Raw genomic sequence first — 18,024 nt, forward strand, 5'->3', positions numbered from 1 at the left:
GTACACCAAACTCATCTGTAACAAGGAAATAACTATGGGCGTGCTCAGCGAGTTCAAGGCCTTCGCGGTCAAAGGCAATGTGGTCGACATGGCCGTCGGTATCATCATCGGTGCGGCCTTCGGCAAAATCGTTTCGTCGTTTGTCGGTGATGTGATCATGCCGCCAATCGGCCTGCTGATCGGCGGGGTGGACTTCAGTGACCTGGCGATAACCCTGAAAGCCGCCGAGGGCAGCGCCCCTGCGGTCGTGATGGCTTACGGCAAGTTCATCCAGAGCATTCTGGACTTCATCATCGTCGCCTTCGCGATTTTCATGGGCGTCAAAGCCATCAACCGCCTGAAACGCGAAGAAGCCGTCGCTCCGACCTTGCCGCCGGTGCCAACCAAGGAAGAAGAACTGCTGGGTGAGATCCGCGATCTGCTCAAGGCCCAGAACAACCGGCCTTGAAGACTGAAACGGCGCCTGAGGGCGCCGTTTCCTTACCAGTAGTTTTCCACCGCCACCTGCCCTGGCCGCCGCGTCAGGCTGAGGCTCATACCCCGCTCTTTAAGCAGCGCCCGGGTGTCATCGATCATCTGCGGATTGCCGCAGAGCATGACCCGCGAATGGGCCGGATCAAGCGCCACACCCGCTGCCTGCTCCAGCTCCCCGTTTTCGATAAGGGTGGTAATGCGCCCGTTCAGGGCACCGGCATGCGGCTCGCGCGTCACCACGGGGATGAACTGGAATTTGTGAACGTACTCGGCCAGGTAGTCACGTTGCATCAGCTCGGCAATCAGCTGTTGATAAGCCAGTTCCCGTGCCTCCCGCACGCTATAGACGAGGATGATCCGTTCGAATTTCTCCCACACTTCAAAGTCCTGCAGGATCGACAGAAACGGCGCCACACCGGTGCCTGTGGATAACAGCCAGAGGTCCCGGCCATCAACGAACCGGTCCAGCGTCAGATAGCCGAAGGCCTGGCGATCCACCAGCAATGTATCGCCCGCCTTGAGCCGGCTCAGCTCACTGGTGAACTCCCCGCCGGGCACCACGATGGAAAAGAACTCGAGGAACTCATCGAACGGTGAAGACACCATGGAATAGGCCCGCCATACCGTAGTGCCGTCATCCTTGGTCACTCCGAGCCTCGCAAACTGCCCGGCGCGAAAACGGAAACCTGCATCTCGGGTCGTACGCAACGTGAACAGGCTCGGTGTCAGCGGTTGTACATCAAGCAAGGTCTGGCGACTGAATTTTTCTGCGCTGGCGGTCATCGATAACTCCCTCGGCTATAGCCATAGTGTCACGCACAGGCGCTCAATAAAAAACCTACGGTTTGTAGTGGATTAAATTATATTCCATGTCCTGATGAGAAAGTTATGCAAATAGGTACTAGCTAATTGACACTTCCCCAATATCAAATGACGGAGTCAATCTAATAAACATATGCGGCTAATCACAAACGACTAATTTCCTCCTATCTAAGAGCAAAAAATTCCAAACACTTGTATAGGAAACGTCCTACACTCGTTTTCGTGCATGACTCTTGGATCCAAGATCGCACCCCTGCGGAAAATCTCGGAGAATCTTCAAATGGAAATTTGGAAGGAGTCGCAGATAAAGCAGCTGACATTCGCCACGAGAGTCGACACTGCTTACCCGATTCTGCTGACATTTGCCAAAAACATAGGCTTCCAGTTCTGCGGTATTTCAGTCACGTCACCTGATCGGAACACACTGCCAAAGCCCTTGCGCATCAACAACTATCCTCAATCCTGGAATAAGCAATATGAAGAAGAAAAACACTACGAATTTGATCCGGTAGTAGCACACTGCAACCATTCAATGCTGCCCATTACATGGAGCAAAGAACTATTCTCAAAAACACCAAAATTGTGGGAGTCATTAAAAGAACAGGGACTGAGCACGGCTGGTCGCAATCCTTTCATCACGAAGAAAGCGGCCTGTGCAGCATCCTCAGCCTGGCACGGACTCACAGCCCGATCACGTCGATCGAGTTGTACGAACACTTTGGCTACATGTTCTATGTCACAAGCCATCTGAGCGAATTGTTCGCCCGTACGCTTCCTTCACGACCTGAGAAAGCCCGGCCGCCTCGGCTGTCTACGCGGGAGGTGGAAGTGCTCAAGCTCTGTGCTTCCGGCAAGACCGCCTATGAAACCGCGAGGATCCTGAGCCTGAGTGAGCGCACCGTGAACTATCACGTGCAAAACGTGATCGTGAAAATGAACGTCTGCAACAAGATCTCTGCTGTCATCGCCGCCGCCAAGGCCGGGATCATCTAGTCGACGACCCCGAAAACAAGCAGGTAAAGCAGCCGAAAAAAAAGTACCATTTGCGACCTTCCTGAGTGATGACGCGTCTCTTCGCGCCGCTGTCCACTCGGACGGTTCCGCCGCACGATACCCTGGGCCGCGGGACACCCGTCGATTACCCAGAGTCCCCGCCCCATGCCTTTGCTCGATACGCCTTTCGCCCAGCTTGATCTGATCCGCCAGCCCGAACAGCAGAACGAACCGCTGCAAGCCTTCGATGCAGCCGACGAATACCTGCTCAATCACCTGGCTGAACAAAATCTGCCGGTCGAGACACGGGTTCTGGTACTCAACGACAGTTTCGGCGCGCTGGCCATCAGCCTCTTGGGCAAAGTGCAGGTCATCACCAGCGGCGACTCGTTCCTGGCGTTTCAGGGCCTGGAAAAGAACCTGTTGCGCAATGGGCAGGCGTTCGATTCTCTGCATGGCATTCCCGCCAGTGAGCCGTTGATCGGGCCGTTCGACCGGGTGCTGATCCGTGTACCGAAAACCCTCGCGCTGCTGGAAGAACAACTGATTCGCCTGCAAGGTCAACTGGCGCCCGGTGCACAAGTTGTGGCAGCAGCGATGGTCAAGCACTTGCCCCGTGCCGCCGGTGATCTGCTGGAGCGCTACATCGGCCCGGTTCAGGCTTCGCTGGCAGTGAAGAAGGCACGCTTGCTGATCGCAACGCCTGAGGCAAAAGCTCCGGCCGCGTCACCTTATCCGACCCGCTATCGTCTCGACGAACCGGCCATCGAACTGCTCAACCACGCCAACGTGTTCTGCCGCGAAGGGCTGGACATCGGCACCCGCGCCTTCCTTCCGCATTTGCCAAAGAATCTCGGCTCGGCACGAGTCGCCGACCTTGGCTGCGGTAACGGCGTACTGGCCATTGCCAGCGCCCTGCAAAACCCTGATGCGCATTACACGCTGGTGGACGAATCGTTCATGGCCGTGCAATCCGCCGCCGAAAACTGGCGCGCAGCGTTGGGTGAACGTGACGTGATCGTACGCGCCGGCGACGGGCTTGCCGGGCAGGAAGCGCAATCGCTGGACGTGGTGCTGTGCAACCCGCCGTTCCACCAGCAACAGGTGGTCGGCGACTTCCTCGCCTGGCGCATGTTCCAGCAGGCCCGCGAAGCGCTGGTCGTTGGCGGTGCGCTGTACATCGTCGGCAACCGTCACCTGGGTTATCACAGCAAGCTGGCGCGGCTGTTTCGGGGTGTCGAGCAGGTCGCGGCCACGCCGAAGTTCGTGATTCTCAAGGCGCGCAAATAATCCGGGCAAAAAAAACCCTCCGGCCGGAGGGTCAAAAATCCGTGCCGCAAGGCGACGGGATGGGAAATTTCAGTGCGTGGTCAGGCCTGCGGCGTTCATGAACATGCGCATCAGGCTGGCGACGATGAACAAGGCACCGACGCTGCCGACCCAGATCATGGCCAGCCAGCCGAGCCGCTGCCACAGCGGCTTTTTTTCGGCTTCTTCAATGTCGTGCAGGGAATGTTTGCTGCTCATGCTTGCATCCTCCGGTTCAGGGAGATGGCGCCGCCGTCGGCGCCATCGTGATCAGCCCTAGTGATATCCATCTTCATGGGTGACCTTGCCGCGGAACACGTAGTAGCTCCAGAAGGTGTAACCCAGGATGAACGGGATGATGAACAGCGTGCCGACCAGCATGAAGCCCTGGCTCTGCGGCGGTGCGGCGGCGTCCCAGATCGAGATCGACGGCGGCACGATGTTCGGCCACAGGCTGATGCCCAGACCGCTGTAACCGAGGAAGATCAGCACCAGGGTCAGCAGGAACGGCATGTAGTTGGCATTGCGTGCCACGGCGCGAATCAGTCCGTACATCGTCACCAGCACCAGGATCGGCACCGGCATGAACCAGAACAGATTCGGCATGCTGAACCAGCGTGTCGCGATTTCCGGGTGAGCCAGCGGCGTCCAGAGGCTGACGATGCCGATCACTGCCAGCAGCACGAAGGCCAGCGGGCGCGCCAGGTCATGCATCTGCTCCTGCAGCTTGCCCTCGGTCTTCATGATCAGCCAGGTGCAACCGAGCAAGGCATACGCCACCACCAGCGCGGCACCGCAGAACAACGTGAACGGCGTCAGCCAGTCCAGTGAGCCGCCGGCGTATTGCCGGTTGACCACGGGCAAGCCGTCGATGAACGCGCCAAGCGCCACGCCCTGGAAGAACGTTGCCGCCACCGAACCACCGATGAACGCCTTGTCCCACAGGTGACGCTTGGCGTCCTTGGCCTTGAAGCGGAACTCGAACGCCACGCCACGGAAAATCAGCCCGATCAGCATGAAAATCAGCGGCAGGTACAGCGCCGACAACACCACCGAATAGGCCAGCGGGAACGCGCCAAACAACGCCGCACCGCCCAGTACCAGCCAGGTTTCATTGCCGTCCCATACCGGGGCGACGGTGTTCATCATCACGTCGCGGTCGGTCTTGCCGGGGATGAACGGGAAGAGAATCCCGATCCCCAGATCGAAGCCGTCCATGACCACGTACATCATGATCCCGAAGATGATGATCACGGCCCAGATCAGCGGAAGATCAATACCCATGATTCAAATCTCCTTGGTCAGGCTGCGGTCGTGTTCGGCGCCATCGTCGTCGGCAGCGGACAACGGACGGGCCGGGGTGCGTTTCTGGCCAGGACCACCGTCGTTGGTTTCCTTGCCTTCGTCGGTCTTCGGCCCTTTGCGCACCAGGCGCATCATGTAGCCCAGACCCGCACCGAACAGCGCGAAATACACCACCACAAACATGATCAGCGTGATGCTCATCTGCATGAAGCTGTGATTGGAGGACGCATCCGCCGTGCGCATCAAGCCGTAGACCACCCACGGCTGACGACCGATTTCAGTGGTGAACCAGCCCGCCAGAATCGCGATCAGGCCGGACGGCCCCATCCACAACGCCAGGTACAGGAACGGCCGCGAGGTGTAGAGCGTGTCGCGCTTGCGCAGCCACAGGCTCCAGAGACCGGTGAAGATCATCAGGAAACCGAGGCCGACCATGATCCGGAACGACCAGAACACGATGGTCGAGTTAGGCCGGTCTTCAGGCGGGAACTCCTTGAGCGCCGGGACTTGCTTGTCCAGCGAGTGGGTCAGGATCAGGCTGCCGAGGTACGGGATCTCGACGGCGTATTTGGTTTTCTCTTCTTTCATGTCCGGCCAGCCGAACAGGATCAGCGGCGTCGCTTCGTTGCCGACGTTTTCCCAGTGACCTTCGATCGCGGCGATTTTCGCCGGCTGATGCTTGAGGGTGTTGAGGCCGTGGAAGTCGCCGATGACCGCCTGGATCGGCGCAACGATCAACGCCATCCACATCGCCATCGACAGCATGGTACGGATCGCCGGGTTGTCCTTGCCGCGCAGCAGATGCCAGGCCGCCGACGAGCCGACGAAGAATGCCGTTGCGACGAACGCCGCAGTCGCCATGTGCATCAGGCGATACGGGAACGAAGGGTTGAACACGATTGCCAGCCAGTCGGTCGGGATTACCTGACCGTTGACGATCTCGAAGCCCTGCGGCGTCTGCATCCAGCTGTTGGAGGCGAGAATCCAGAAGGTCGAAATCAGCGTGCCGATGGCAACCATCACCGTGGCGAAGAAGTGCAGCTTGCGTCCGACCTTGTTCCAGCCGAACAGCATCACTCCGAGGAAACCGGCTTCGAGGAAGAACGCCGTGAGCACCTCGTAGGTCAGCAATGGCCCGGTGACGGAACCGGCGAAGTCCGAGAAGCGGCTCCAGTTGGTGCCGAACTGGTAGGCCATGACCAGCCCCGAGACCACGCCCATGCCGAAGTTGACGGCAAAGATCTTCGACCAGAAATGGTAGAGATCGCGGTAGGTGTCGTTGCCGGTTTTCAGCCACAGGCCTTCCAGCACCGCGAGATAGCTCGCAAGACCGATGGTGATTGCCGGGAACAGGATGTGGAACGAGATGGTGAACGCGAACTGGATTCGGGCGAGATCTAGTGCCTCTAAACCGAACATAAGCTTTCCTCTATCAGATAACGGTTCCAAGGCTGGCGGCCTTGAACCACTGCCCCCACGGGTATGGAGTGCGGCGAACTCGGATTCGTTCTTCTTTTTACAGGCATCGCGACGCAGGGAGTCTGCCGACGGGTCCGGGATCGGTTCCGCGAAGGGTCTTGATCTGGATCAATCAACGTAGAAAGAGTAGTCCCATTTCCGACGGGGAACCGCGTGGTCTTTTGCCGCGTGACAAGTTGCCTCACAGATCTGGCAACGCCCTGAAATACATCCCTGGCCGGTTCGGTGTCCGGGGCCGGAAAAATCGATGTCTGGCTAACTAAATTTTTTGTCATAGCAACTTCCTGTTACAGACTGGTGATAATCTCGCGGTTCCCCTCGATCAAGACCGGCCCGCAGATGCCCAGCCAAGAGCCCTTGCTGTTACGTCACCATCGTCCGTTTCTTGCGTTCTGGTTTGCCCGGATCTTCACCGCCAGCGGCTTCCAGATGCTCACCGTGGCCATCGGCTGGAACCTCTATCAACTGACCGGCAACGTGCTCGATCTTGGCCTGGTCGGTTTGGTGGAATTCGCCCCACGTGTGCTGTTCATGCTGCACACCGGCCACGTTGCCGATCGTTACGACCGGCGCAAGGTGGCGGCCATCTGTCAGTCGTTGCAGGCGTTGATTGCCCTGGCACTGGCCATCGGCAGCGCTACTGACCATGTCACCCGGGAAATGATCTTTATCCTGGCGTTCCTGCTCGGCGCCGCGCGCTCGTTCGAGATGCCAACGACTCAGGCCCTGTTGCCAAGTATCGTGCCCAGCGCATTGTTCCCACGGGCGGTTGCCGCCGCGCAGTCGGCGCAGCAATCGGCCACCATCGTCGCCCCGGCACTTGGCGGTCTGCTCTATGCCTTCGGCAGCGTCTGGGTCTATGGCCCGACGGTCGTTCTGTATGTCATCGCTTGCACCTTGATGCTCAACTTGCCTGCCCGACAAACCCCGCTGAACAAGGGCAAGGCGACTCTGGATTCACTGTTGGCGGGGATTCGTTTCATTCGCAGCCGCCCGGACATCCTCGGGGCGATCTCGCTGGACCTGTTCGCCGTGCTGCTCGGCGGCGCCACGGCGCTGTTGCCGGTGTTTGCAAAGGACATTCTGCTGACCGGGCCGTGGGGCCTGGGGTTGCTGCGTTCGGCGCCGGCGGTCGGAGCGCTGATGATGTCCTTGTTCCTGGCGCGGTTTGCCGTTGAGCGAAACGTCGGCCGGGTGATGTTCACCGCTGTCGGCGTATTCGGTGTGGCCACCATCGCCTTCGGTCTGTCGACGTCGTTCTGGTTCTCGCTGGCGGTGCTGGTGGTGCTCGGCGCGGCGGACATGATCAGCATGGTGATCCGCGCCTCCTTCGTGCAACTGGAAACCCCGGACGAAATGCGCGGCCGGGTCAGCGCGGTGAATGGCCTGTTCATCGGCGCCTCGAACCAGTTGGGCGAATTCGAATCCGGCCTCACCGCCCACTGGTTCGGCACCGTGCCGGCGGTGGTGATGGGCGGCATCGGGACGCTGGTGGTGACCGGGACCTGGATCAAACTGTTCCCGACCCTGGCCAACCGCGACCGGATGCATGTGCCGGTGGAAGAGGTGAAGGCCTGACCTTCTCAGGCCAGCAGCTCTCCCGCTACCTTCGATCTGGCGGCCTTGCCCGCCAGTTGCTCGACCAGCGTCAGGGCAAATGCCAGAGCGGCGCCGGAACCCTGGGCGGTGATGCAATTGCCGTCGACCACCACCGGTTGGTCGACAAACGTGCATCCGGAAAGGTTATGGCTGGTGGAGGGTAAACAGGTCATGCGTCTCTGGCGCAGGACGCCAAAACTTTGCAGGGCGACCGCCGGAGATTCGGCGATGGCGGCGAACAGTCGCCCGGCACTGGCCTGGTCCTTGAGCAATTGTTGCAGAGGCTGGTGAGCCGCCAGATGTTGTGCGCCGACAGCGCCGCCGGGCAGGACGATCAGGTCGAAGGTCTGGGCCAGCACATCAATGAGCATGCCGTCGGCGGTCAGTCGTGTGCCTCGGGCGCAGGTCAGCATGCGCCGGCCTTCGATGCTGGCCGCCATCACTTCGATACCGGCCCGGCGCAGCACGTCGATCAGGGTCACGCTTTGCAGATCATCGATGCCCTCGGCGAGGGTAATCAGGGCTCTAAAGGTCATGGGCGCCATCCGCTGGGTGATCTTTAAAGCGTAGTCAGCTTTGCCCTGCCCTGTTCGCGGCAGCCGTTACTTGATGTAAAGCTGGGTCGACATCGTGTTGCGCGGGGCGTTGATCGATGTGTTGCTGAACGTGAAAGTGCCCTCCTGCCGGCCTGCCAGATCGAAGGTATAGAGAGAGCCGACGGTTTTGCTGCCGGGCGTGCACTCGGTCAGATTGCCGTTATCGAAGGCACACACCGGGCTTCGCGTGCCGTTCACTTCAAAACCGTCCAGTGCGGCCTGGGGCTGGCTCTGGCCATAGCCGATTTCCAGCACATAAACCTTGATGCCCGGCGCGCTGTGATCGCACCGGGTCTGCACCTGACCATCGGTAATGTCTTCGAGCCCGCAGGACGCCGACTGAACCTTGATGACTTTCACCTCGCTCAGCGGCGGTGCCGATGCGGCGAATGCAGCGGGTGCCCCGGTCAGCAACAGTGCGATCAACCCGCAGGCCTTCATCCAATACTTGTTCATCCGATCCATTCCCGAAAAATCAGCGCGCAGTATGGCCGGTTTGGCCGCGACACAAAACTTCGCCGACGATCGATACCAACATCCGCCATATTCCTCACGCTGCTGGTATGATGCGCGGCTTTTTCCGGCCCACCACAATTTTCCAGGCGCTTGCGACGGTCTGTGCTTTGCTGTTGAGGTCGATACATTCACGGCGCCACGCGCGCCACGGGGAGCAGACATGCTGGAAAGGCTGTTTCAACTCAAGGCACACAACACCAACGTGCGGACCGAGATTCTGGCGGGCGTCACGACCTTCCTGGCCATGGCCTACATTCTGTTCGTCAACCCGAGCATCCTCGGCGAGACCGGCATGGACAAGGGCGCGGTGTTCGTCGCCACGTGTCTGGCAGCCGCCATCGGCTCCACGGTCATGGGCCTGATCGCCAACTACCCGATCGCCCTCGCACCCGGCATGGGCCTGAACGCCTTCTTCACCTACACCGTCGTGCTGCATATGGGCCACACCTGGCAAGTGGCGCTGGGCGCGGTGTTCATCTCGGCCGTGTGCTTCTTCCTGCTGTCGATCTTCCGCATCCGTGAATGGATCATCAACAGCATCCCGCTGCCGCTGCGTTCGGCGATTGCCGCCGGTATCGGCCTGTTCCTGGCGCTGATCGCCCTGCACAACGCCGGCATCGTGGTCAGCAACCCGGCGACCATGGTCGGCCTCGGTGACCTGAAACAACCGGCTCCGATCCTGGCCACCCTCGGTTTCGCCCTGATCGTTGCCCTTGAAGCCCTGAAAGTGCGCGGCGCGGTGCTGATCGGCATTCTCGCGGTGACCATCGTCTCGATCGTGATGGGTTTCACCCCGTTCGGCGGCGTGACCTCGATGCCACCTTCGCTGGCCCCGACCTTCCTGCAACTGGACATCAAGGGCGCACTGGACATCGGTCTGGTCAGCGTGATCTTCGCCTTCCTGTTCGTCGACCTGTTCGACAACTCCGGCACCCTGATCGGCGTCGCCAAGCGCGCCGGCCTGATGGGCAAGGACGGCCACATGCCGAAAATGGGCCGTGCGCTGATCGCTGACAGTACGGCGGCAATGGCCGGCTCTCTGCTGGGCACCTCGACCACCACCAGCTACATCGAATCCGCTGCTGGCGTGAGCGCCGGCGGCCGCACCGGCCTGACCGCCATCGTCGTCGCGATCCTGTTCCTGCTGGCGCTGTTCTTCTCGCCACTGGCTGCCAGCGTGCCGGCCTTCGCCACCGCGCCAGCGCTGCTGTTTGTCGCCGTGCTGATGACTTCGGGCCTGGCGGAAATAGAATGGGACGACATCACCGTCGCCGCACCGGTCGTGGTCACCGCCCTGGCGATGCCTTTCACCTATTCCATCGCCAACGGCATCGCCTTCGGCTTCATCGCCTGGACTGCGATCAAACTGCTGTCCGGCCGCGCCCGTGAGCTGAACCCGGCGCTGGTGATCCTGTCGATTCTGTTCGTGATCAAGCTGGGTTGGTTCAACGCATGACTTTTGATTCCCAGGCCTACGCCGCACAACTCGAAGACAAGGTCACGCGCCTGCGTGACCTGCTGGCCCCGTTCGATGCACCGGAGCCTGCGGTGTTCGACTCGCCGTTGCAGAACTTCCGCCTGCGCGCCGAATTCCGCCTGTGGCGCGAGGGCGGTGAGCGGCATTACGCGATGTTTTCCCAGGACGACAAACGCACGCCGATCCTGATCGAGGAATTCCCGATCGCCAGCCTGCGCATCAACCAGTTGATGCCGCAATTGAAGGCGGCCTGGCAGGCCAGCGCGGCGTTGAGCCACAAGCTGTTCCAGGTGGAGTTTCTGACCACCCTGGCCGGCGACGCGATGATCACCCTGTGCTATCACCGCCCGCTGGACGAGCACTGGCACGCGGCGGCCACCAAGCTGTCGGCGGACCTGGGCGTCAGCATCATCGGTCGCTCCAAGGGCAAGCGCGAAGTGCTCGGCCTTGATTACGTGGTCGAGAAACTGGAAGTCGGCGGTCGCACCTTCAGCTATCGCCAGCCGGAAGGTGCGTTCACCCAGCCCAACGGCACCGTGAACCAGAAGATGCTCAACTGGGCATACGAAGCACTGGGCGATCGCAGCGACGATCTGCTGGAGCTGTACTGCGGCAACGGCAACTTCACCCTGCCGCTGGCGACCCGCGTGCGCAAAGTGCTGGCCACCGAAATCAGCAAGACCTCGGTCAACGCTGCATTGAGCAACCTGGCCGAAAACGCTGTGGATAACGTTACTCTGGTGCGCCTGTCCGCCGAAGAGCTGACCGAAGCCCTGAACGAAGTTCGCCCGTTCCGTCGCCTGCACGGCATCGACCTGAAGAGCTACGAGTTCGGCAGCGTGTTCGTCGACCCGCCACGGGCCGGCATGGACCCGGACACCTGCGAACTGACCCGTCGCTTCGACAACATCCTGTACATCTCCTGCAACCCGGAGACCCTGGCGGCCAACATCGCCCAACTGCACGACACGCACCGCATCACCCGCTGCGCGTTGTTCGACCAGTTCCCGTGGACTCACCACATGGAATCCGGCGTGCTGTTGACCCGGCGTTGATCGCAGGTGCCAGAAACAAGAAAGCCGTCCTGACCGACGGCTTTTTTGTGCCTGTTCATGGCACGGGATCGACTTTGCGCGGGCGCCCGCCCTTCCTGCCGTTGGCCCGTGCAGCTTCAGCTTTCGCGGTGCTGCTCTGGCGGCCATTGCGTGAAGCGATCACCGAGGCTGCCATGGCCATCAATGGTTGACTGGCCGAGATCATCCCGGCGATGGAAACCTGCAGGTCCTTGCCGTCATGGCACAGCGCGGTGCCGGCAAAGCCGATGTTCAATCCGGTAAAGTCTTCCGGTTCGAAATCATCGAATTCGCGGTAGAGATTTACTGGCAGCAGCACGCCGCTGTCGTCCTCGAAGTGAATCACCAGGCACGGTTTCTGAAAGGCTACCGACACGGCTTGCAGGCTGCTGCGACGACGTACACCACCACGATCAACGGCCTCGTCCAGACGTTTTTCCGTGACGGGGCGATCCGCGTGCAAGCCGGCTTTGACTGTTTTCATAGTTCGATCTCCACACCTTCCCGAGCACCGACCAGGGCCAGCAGGGTTTTGTTTTCTTCTGGTTCGTAATACGCCGATCCAATCCTGAAGCTTGTGCTGGCGACCTCCCGCAGTACCGCCACCTGATTCGACTGCCCGTCCCACCATTGATTGTCGAGACAGGCCGTTCGCAAGCGGGTCCACCAGATCCAGCGGGCCCGCCGCAGATGATCGGTTTCACGCAACGACTGGCGCAGCCCTTCAAGCAAGGCAACCGGTGGTCGATGCGACAGTGGCACCACATCCCACAGTTCAACGCCGTTGTGCCAGAAACTGAATTTGAAGCGCGCGCTCCAGGCGCCTGCATCCACATGTGCGTGGGGCGGACAATGTTCATCACGCAACATGATCACCACAGACAGCCCTTTGTAACTGCATACTTTCATGCTAACCCATCCGTTAGGTTTAAAAGTTTCAACATTTGCCATTCCCTGGCAAATCCGACCACCGGCGCCAACGCCCACTGTGGCCGTTACCTTTCGAGCCTAGTGCGGCAGCCGCAAAAGCCCCGCGCGAAATGGTAAGCAGTTCTTTCGCATCGTCCGCGCATTTGCTACATACGAAGACTCATTCCCCGGTGTAATCAATCATGCAGCGACACTTCGACGACCTTCAGCTGGGCAGCATCGAGTTGTTTTGTCTGGCGGCCGAGTGCGGCAGTTTCACCGGTGCGGCGCAGGCGGCTTCGGTGACGCCGGCGGCGGTGAGTCGCTCGGTTTCGCGCATGGAGGAACGCCTGGGCGTGCGATTGTTCGCGCGCACTACCCGCAGCGTGAAACTGACCGACAGCGGCCGGCGCTATTACGAAGAATGCCGTCAGGCGCTGGCGCAACTGGTGGAGGCGCAACGGGAAGTCATGGGCCAGCAGCAGGAACCGTCCGGCACCCTGCGCATCAGTATTCCTACAACCTACGCCCACCACCGGATCCTGCCGCTGCTGCCGGCCTTTCGCGCGCGCTTTCCGCAAGTGAAGGTCGAGATGCACATCAGCAATCGCAACATCGACTTCGTCGGCGAGGGTTACGACATGGCGATCCGCGTACGGGCAATTCACGATTCCGGCCTGATCGCCCGACACCTGGAAGATGCGGCGCTGGTGATGGTCGCGAGCCCCGATTACCTCAAGCGCGCCGGCACGCCACAGACTCTCGAAGACCTCGCAAAGCACGAGTGCATCCAGTACGAATTGCCCAGCAGCGGGCGGCGAATCACCTGGCTGTTTTACGACGAGGACACGCCACGGGAAATCCTCGCCGAGGGCAGTTTCTGCTGTTCCGATGACGTGCTCGGTGGCGTGACCCTGGCCAGACACGGCGCCGGGTTGTTCCAGACTTACCGTTTCATCGTCGAAAAAGAACTGGCCGACGGCTCGCTGGTGGAAGTACTCAAACCCTACAGCGGGCGCTCGCGACCGTTCACGCTGCTGTACCCGCAGAATCGCCACATGCCGCTGCGCGTCAGGGCCTTCATCGATTTTCTGGTCGAGCAGTTGCCGCATTAATGTCCGATTACCGAACACAAAACGGCGCAGCGACCGTTGATCAATTGATTAAAGTAACCAGCTAGTACAATTTAACTCCACAGGTCGAAACCCTCGGCCCAAGCCAAAAACAATAAGTGGAGTTTGCCCCCATGCCCCCTATCGTTCTGGTGCTCAACGGCCCGAACCTGAACCTGCTCGGCACCCGTGAACCGGCGACCTACGGTCACGAAACCCTGGCTGACATCTCTGCCCTGTGCGGGCGCGCCGCCGAAGAATTCGGCCTTGCCGTGGAGTTTCGCCAGACCAACCACGAAGGCGAATTGCTCGACTGGATTCACGGCGCCCGCCAGCGCTGCGCCGGGATCGTGATCAACCCGGCTGCCTGGACGCACACCTCGGTGGCGATCCGCGACGCCTTGGTCGCCAGCGAATTGCCGGTGATCGAAGTGCACCTGTCCAACGTCCACGCCCGCGAGCCGTTCCGTCATCACTCATTCGTCTCGGCCATCGCCACCGCCGTGATGTGCGGCTTCGGCAGCCACGGCTATCGGCTGGCCCTGGAACATTTCAGCCAGCGGTTGAAGGGGTGAACCGCATGAACCGCAACAACGTGATACTCGCCGGGCTGATCGGCGCCGGCATTCAGGCCTCCCGCACTCCGGCACTGCATGAACACGAAGGCGACGAACAGGGCCTGCGTTACCTGTATCGACTGATCGATCTCGATCAACTGCAACTGGACAGCAACGCCCTGCCCGACCTGCTGCTCGCCGCCGAGCGAATGAACTACACCGGACTGAACATCACTTTCCCGTGCAAGCAGGCCATCATTCCGCTGCTCGATGAATTGTCTGCGGAAGCCCGGGGCATCGGCGCCGTGAACACAGTGGTGCTGAAGGACGGCAAACGCATCGGCCACAACACCGATTGCCTGGGTTTCGCCGAAGGTTTTCGTCGTGGCCTGCCCGATGTTGCCCGCGAACGTGTGGTCCAGATGGGAGCCGGTGGCGCAGGCGCGGCAGTGGCCCACGCCTTGCTGAGCGAAGGCGTACAGCAACTGAGCATTTTTGATGTGGATTTCGAACGGGCCGAAAGCCTGGCCAACAACCTCAACCAGCATTTCGGCACTGGTCGGGCCGCGGCCGGGCACGATCTGGCCAGCACACTGAGCCACGCTGACGGGCTGGTAAACACCACGCCGATGGGCATGGCCAAACTGCCGGGCATGCCCGTGCCGGCAGCATTGCTGCGGCCGGAATTGTGGGTGGCGGAGATCGTGTATTTCCCGCTGGAAACCGAACTGCTGCGCAACGCCCGCGCCCTGGGTTGCCGAACCCTGGATGGTGGCAACATGGCGGTGTTTCAGGCAGTGAAGGCGTTTGAACTGTTCAGCGGCGTGGCGCCGGATGCGCAACGAATGCTGGCGCACTTTCAAAGCATGAAGGGATAAAACCGTGAGGGGGCGACGCCCCCTCGACGCCGGTCAGGCCTGCAGGTAGCGCAGCACCGACTCGCAAATCATCTCGCGATGACGCTGTTTGATGGTCTCGTCCGGCAGGTCGATCTGAAAGATCTCACCAAAGGTGTGGCGGTTCGACACGCGATAGAAGCAGAACGAACTGATCAGCAGATGCACATCCAGCGCATCGAGCCCGGCCCGGAACAGGCCTTCAGCAGCACCGCGCGCCAGGATCTCCCCCAGCGAATCAAGAATCGTATTGTTCATCGCCTTGATCGCATCGGAACGCTTCACGTACTCGGCATTGTGGATGTTTTCGATGCAGACGATGCGCACGAAATCGACGTTGCGGTCGTGGTGATCAAAGGTGAATTCCACCAGACGGCGGATCGCCTCTACCGGAGGCAGTTCGGCCAGGTGCAGACGGTTTTCGGTGCTGCGGATATCGCCGTAGAGTTTCTCCAGCACCTCGACGTACAACTGCTCCTTGCTGCCGAAGTAGTAATAGATCATGCGCTTGGAGGTGTGGATACGCTCGGCGATCGCATCGACGCGGGCACCGGACAGGCCCTGCTGGACGAACTCGACGATCGCTTCCTGCAGGATGTTCTCGCGGGTTTTTTCCGGGTTGTTCTTGCGACTCTTGCGCGGCTCTACCGCTGATGAAACGGGGGCTGCGGAAAGTTCTGAAGTCATTGTCATTGCGGGCTCACGGCCATCACTGCACAGGCTGGCGATTATGGGCCGCGCGGCACAGTGAAGGAAGCCGCGCGGCCCGTGTTTAATCCCGCGTTTACGAATTTCCTACAACTTCGCCTGGCGAACGGCGCCACTGCGTGCTTTGGCCATCGCCGCCAGTCGCACCGCGACGTTGGCCGCGCCATAACCGGCGTAACCGTTCTTGCGTTGAATGATCTCGAAGAAGAACCGCCCTTCGAACGGTTCGGTGTAGACGTGGAACAACTCGCCGCCCTGAGCATCGCGGTCATACAGCACGTTGTAGTACGCCAGTTCGCTGAGGAACTCGTCATCGAAATCGAAACGCGCCGCGAGGTCATCGTAATAGTTGAGCGGAATATCCAGCAGCGGCACGCCCGCTTCTTTCGCCCGGCGGACCTGAGCAAAGATGTCATCGCAATCAAAGGCGATGTGATGCACCCCGGAGCCGCGATAACTCGACAGCGCGTGTGAGATCGCGGTGTTGCGGTTCTCGGAAATGTTAAGCGGCAAGCGGATCGAACTGTCGCGACTGCGCAGCGCGCGACTCTTCACCAGCCCGTACGGATCGGGCAGCACCACTTCGTCGTCAGCCTCGAAATCCAGCAGGCTCTTGTAGAACAGCACCCAACTGTCGAGGCTGTCCGCCGGCAACGCCATGGCCATGTGATCGATGCGCTTGAGCCCGCCGCTTGTCACCGCGCCCGGCAGCAGATTGAAGTCGGTGCCGTAGACATCCGCCTCTTCATCCACCAGATAAATCAGGCTGCCATCCGGTGCACGCACCGCTGCCAGCTCCAGTTCATTGGGGCCGACCAGTCCGCGATACGGCTGACCTTTATAGGCAACGGCCCGCGCCAGCGCACTGGCGCTGTCCTTGACCCGCACGGCGGTGGCGCACAGCGACGGGCCGTGGGCCTCGAAGAAACTGTGGCCGAACGAATAAGGCTCGGAGTTGAGGATCAGGTTGATATCGCCCTGCCGCAGCAGGCTGACGCTCTTGGAACGATGCTGCCCGGCCTTGACGAACCCCAGCCGCTCCAGCCAGTTCGACAGCTTGGCGCCGAGCGCTTCGTCGACGGCGAACTCCAGAAACTCGATGCCGTTGTACTCGCTGGCCTTTGGCGTCTCGAAGAGGATTTTGCGGTTATCCACAGGGCGGATTTCCTGCTCCAGACGCTGGCGGGTCTTCTCTTCCAGATACAACAGCGAACGCAAACCGTCGGCGGCATTGGCCCGAGGCGGCGCGGCACGGAAGCCGTCGTTGAAGATTTCCAGCGACAGCGGCCCGGTGTAGCCACTCTGAATGATCGGCGCGAGAAAGCCCGGCAAATCGAATTCGCCCTGTCCCGGGAAGCAGCGGAAATGCCGGCTCCACTCCAACACATCCATGGCCAGGATCGGCGCGTCGGCCATCTGCACGAAGAAAATCTTGTCGCCGGGAATCTCGGCAATCGCCCGTGGATCGCCCTTGAGCGACAGGGTGTGGAAGCTGTCCAGCAACACGCCGAGGGCCGGATGATCGGCCTGACGGACGATGTCCCAGACCTGTTGATAAGTATTGACGTGACGGCCCCAGGCCAGCGCTTCATAACCGATGCGCAAGCCTCGGGCACCAGCGCGCTCGGCCAGCAGACGCAGGTCGTCGATCAGGATTTGCTGGTCGCCGACACAGTCGGGTGAAGCGTTGCTGCACACCAGCACCAGGTCGGTGCCCAGTTCCTGCATCAGGTCGAACTTGCGCTCGGCCCGCTCCAGATTGCGCTCCAGCCGATCGCGGCGGCAGCCTTCAAAATCGCGAAACGGCTGGAACAGAGTGATGGCAATTCCGAGGTCGGCACACATCTGCCTGATTTCCCGGGGACTGCCGTCGTAATACAGAAGGTCGTTCTCGAAGATCTCCACCCCGTCGAACCCGGCGGCGGCAATGGCTTCGAGCTTTTCCGGCAGGGTTCCGCTCAAGGAAACGGTGGCAATGGATCGCTGCATGTTTCAACTCCCGGTGGAGACGTCGGCTACGGGGATTGCGCCGCTTTTATAAGGTGAGCGAATTATTGGTCCCGGTTTTTCTTTGAGCAATTTAAACTGTACTACCCGGTTAGTTTTGCGTGCGATTATCGAACACAATGCCGGTTTGGCGAATTGACGATTTTTCGCCCACTGCCCAACATCCCTTTCACCTTGGTCCGGATCTGAACCA

The 18,024-nt window shown here is 60.4% G+C and carries 18 protein-coding genes and 1 pseudogene; 9 read left to right on the top strand and 10 right to left on the bottom strand.

Features of this window, described 5'->3' with window-relative positions:
• The first annotated feature begins 34 nt into the window (after positions 1-34).
• On the top strand, positions 35-448 hold the full coding sequence (gene mscL / locus DLD99_RS24885) for a large-conductance mechanosensitive channel protein MscL (protein WP_085712217.1): 414 nt from the start codon (positions 35-37) through the stop codon (positions 446-448).
• 32 nt (positions 449-480) lie between these two features.
• Here mscL and DLD99_RS24890 read toward each other — a convergent pair whose 3' ends face one another.
• Entirely contained in the window at positions 481-1,257 is a 777-nt protein-coding gene (locus tag DLD99_RS24890) for a ferredoxin--NADP reductase (protein WP_114885660.1), read from the bottom strand.
• A 319-nt stretch (positions 1,258-1,576) separates the two neighbouring features.
• On the opposite strand from DLD99_RS24890, the pseudogene DLD99_RS24895 reads away from it, so the two are divergent.
• A pseudogene (locus DLD99_RS24895) lies at positions 1,577-2,289 on the top strand (autoinducer binding domain-containing protein).
• Positions 2,290-2,454: 165 nt separating this feature from the next.
• Complete coding sequence (locus tag DLD99_RS24900) at positions 2,455-3,579, top strand: methyltransferase (protein WP_114885661.1); 1,125 nt, start codon at positions 2,455-2,457, stop codon at positions 3,577-3,579.
• Between the two features lie 69 nt (positions 3,580-3,648).
• Here DLD99_RS24900 and DLD99_RS24905 read toward each other — a convergent pair whose 3' ends face one another.
• From DLD99_RS24905 to DLD99_RS24915, 3 genes are read right to left on the bottom strand one after another with little or no spacing between them, the layout of a single operon-like run.
• Entirely contained in the window at positions 3,649-3,816 is a 168-nt protein-coding gene (locus DLD99_RS24905; protein WP_085712220.1) for a DUF2474 domain-containing protein, read from the bottom strand.
• A 57-nt stretch (positions 3,817-3,873) separates the two neighbouring features.
• Positions 3,874-4,881, bottom strand: a complete 1,008-nt coding sequence (cydB, locus tag DLD99_RS24910; RefSeq protein ID WP_085712221.1) for a cytochrome d ubiquinol oxidase subunit II — start codon at positions 4,879-4,881, stop codon at positions 3,874-3,876.
• A gap of 3 nt (positions 4,882-4,884) precedes the next feature.
• Positions 4,885-6,321, bottom strand: coding sequence for a cytochrome ubiquinol oxidase subunit I (locus DLD99_RS24915; RefSeq protein ID WP_085712222.1), 1,437 nt, complete (start codon positions 6,319-6,321; stop codon positions 4,885-4,887).
• Positions 6,322-6,720: 399 nt separating this feature from the next.
• On the opposite strand from DLD99_RS24915, the gene DLD99_RS24920 reads away from it, so the two are divergent.
• Positions 6,721-7,959 carry an MFS transporter gene (locus DLD99_RS24920; RefSeq protein ID WP_085712223.1) on the top strand — a complete coding sequence of 413 codons (1,239 nt, stop codon included), beginning with the start codon at positions 6,721-6,723 and terminating at the stop codon, positions 7,957-7,959.
• A gap of 5 nt (positions 7,960-7,964) precedes the next feature.
• On the opposite strand, the gene DLD99_RS24925 is transcribed toward DLD99_RS24920, so the two are convergent.
• On the bottom strand, positions 7,965-8,516 hold the full coding sequence (locus tag DLD99_RS24925; protein WP_114886796.1) for a DJ-1 family glyoxalase III: 552 nt from the start codon (positions 8,514-8,516) through the stop codon (positions 7,965-7,967).
• 66 nt (positions 8,517-8,582) lie between these two features.
• Complete coding sequence (locus DLD99_RS24930) at positions 8,583-9,032, bottom strand: DUF4879 domain-containing protein (RefSeq protein WP_114885663.1); 450 nt, start codon at positions 9,030-9,032, stop codon at positions 8,583-8,585.
• Between the two features lie 220 nt (positions 9,033-9,252).
• On the opposite strand from DLD99_RS24930, the gene DLD99_RS24935 reads away from it, so the two are divergent.
• Together DLD99_RS24935 and trmA are read left to right on the top strand one after the other, a co-directional pair.
• Positions 9,253-10,548 (top strand): NCS2 family permease, encoded by a 1,296-nt coding sequence (locus DLD99_RS24935; RefSeq protein WP_085712226.1) that lies wholly within the window; start codon positions 9,253-9,255, stop codon positions 10,546-10,548.
• Positions 10,545-11,624: a tRNA (uridine(54)-C5)-methyltransferase TrmA gene (gene trmA / locus DLD99_RS24940; protein ID WP_114885665.1), complete on the top strand. Its 1,080-nt coding sequence runs from the start codon at positions 10,545-10,547 to the stop codon at positions 11,622-11,624. The genes DLD99_RS24935 and trmA overlap by 4 nt, the downstream gene beginning before the upstream one ends.
• A gap of 55 nt (positions 11,625-11,679) precedes the next feature.
• Here the strand turns inward: trmA and DLD99_RS24945 are convergent, their stop codons facing one another.
• Together DLD99_RS24945 and DLD99_RS24950 are read right to left on the bottom strand one after the other, a co-directional pair.
• A complete protein-coding gene (locus DLD99_RS24945) occupies positions 11,680-12,126 on the bottom strand; it encodes a hypothetical protein (protein WP_114885667.1) in 447 nt (148 codons plus the stop codon).
• A complete protein-coding gene (locus DLD99_RS24950; RefSeq protein WP_114885669.1) occupies positions 12,123-12,551 on the bottom strand; it encodes a DUF4160 domain-containing protein in 429 nt (142 codons plus the stop codon). Before DLD99_RS24950 ends, DLD99_RS24945 begins: the two co-directional genes overlap by 4 nt.
• A 203-nt stretch (positions 12,552-12,754) precedes the next feature.
• Here DLD99_RS24950 and DLD99_RS24955 point away from each other — a divergent pair, with 203 nt between their 5' ends.
• The 3 genes from DLD99_RS24955 (at position 12,755) to DLD99_RS24965 (ending at position 15,098) form a co-directional block, all read left to right on the top strand.
• Positions 12,755-13,666: a LysR family transcriptional regulator gene (locus tag DLD99_RS24955; protein ID WP_114885671.1), complete on the top strand. Its 912-nt coding sequence runs from the start codon at positions 12,755-12,757 to the stop codon at positions 13,664-13,666.
• 131 nt (positions 13,667-13,797) lie between these two features.
• Positions 13,798-14,238, top strand: coding sequence for a type II 3-dehydroquinate dehydratase (gene aroQ, locus DLD99_RS24960; RefSeq protein ID WP_011336043.1), 441 nt, complete (start codon positions 13,798-13,800; stop codon positions 14,236-14,238).
• A 5-nt stretch (positions 14,239-14,243) separates the two neighbouring features.
• Entirely contained in the window at positions 14,244-15,098 is an 855-nt protein-coding gene (locus DLD99_RS24965) for a shikimate dehydrogenase (RefSeq protein ID WP_114885673.1), read from the top strand.
• A 33-nt stretch (positions 15,099-15,131) separates the two neighbouring features.
• Here DLD99_RS24965 and DLD99_RS24970 read toward each other — a convergent pair whose 3' ends face one another.
• Both DLD99_RS24970 and quiC read right to left on the bottom strand, forming a co-directional pair.
• On the bottom strand, positions 15,132-15,809 hold the full coding sequence (locus tag DLD99_RS24970) for a TetR/AcrR family transcriptional regulator (protein ID WP_114885674.1): 678 nt from the start codon (positions 15,807-15,809) through the stop codon (positions 15,132-15,134).
• A gap of 102 nt (positions 15,810-15,911) precedes the next feature.
• A complete protein-coding gene (gene quiC, locus DLD99_RS24975; RefSeq protein WP_114885676.1) occupies positions 15,912-17,813 on the bottom strand; it encodes a 3-dehydroshikimate dehydratase QuiC in 1,902 nt (633 codons plus the stop codon).
• Between the last annotated feature and the right edge of the window lie 211 nt (positions 17,814-18,024).

Source organism: Pseudomonas kribbensis, from assembly GCF_003352185.1.
Classification (GTDB): Bacteria; Pseudomonadota; Gammaproteobacteria; order Pseudomonadales; family Pseudomonadaceae; genus Aquipseudomonas; species Aquipseudomonas kribbensis.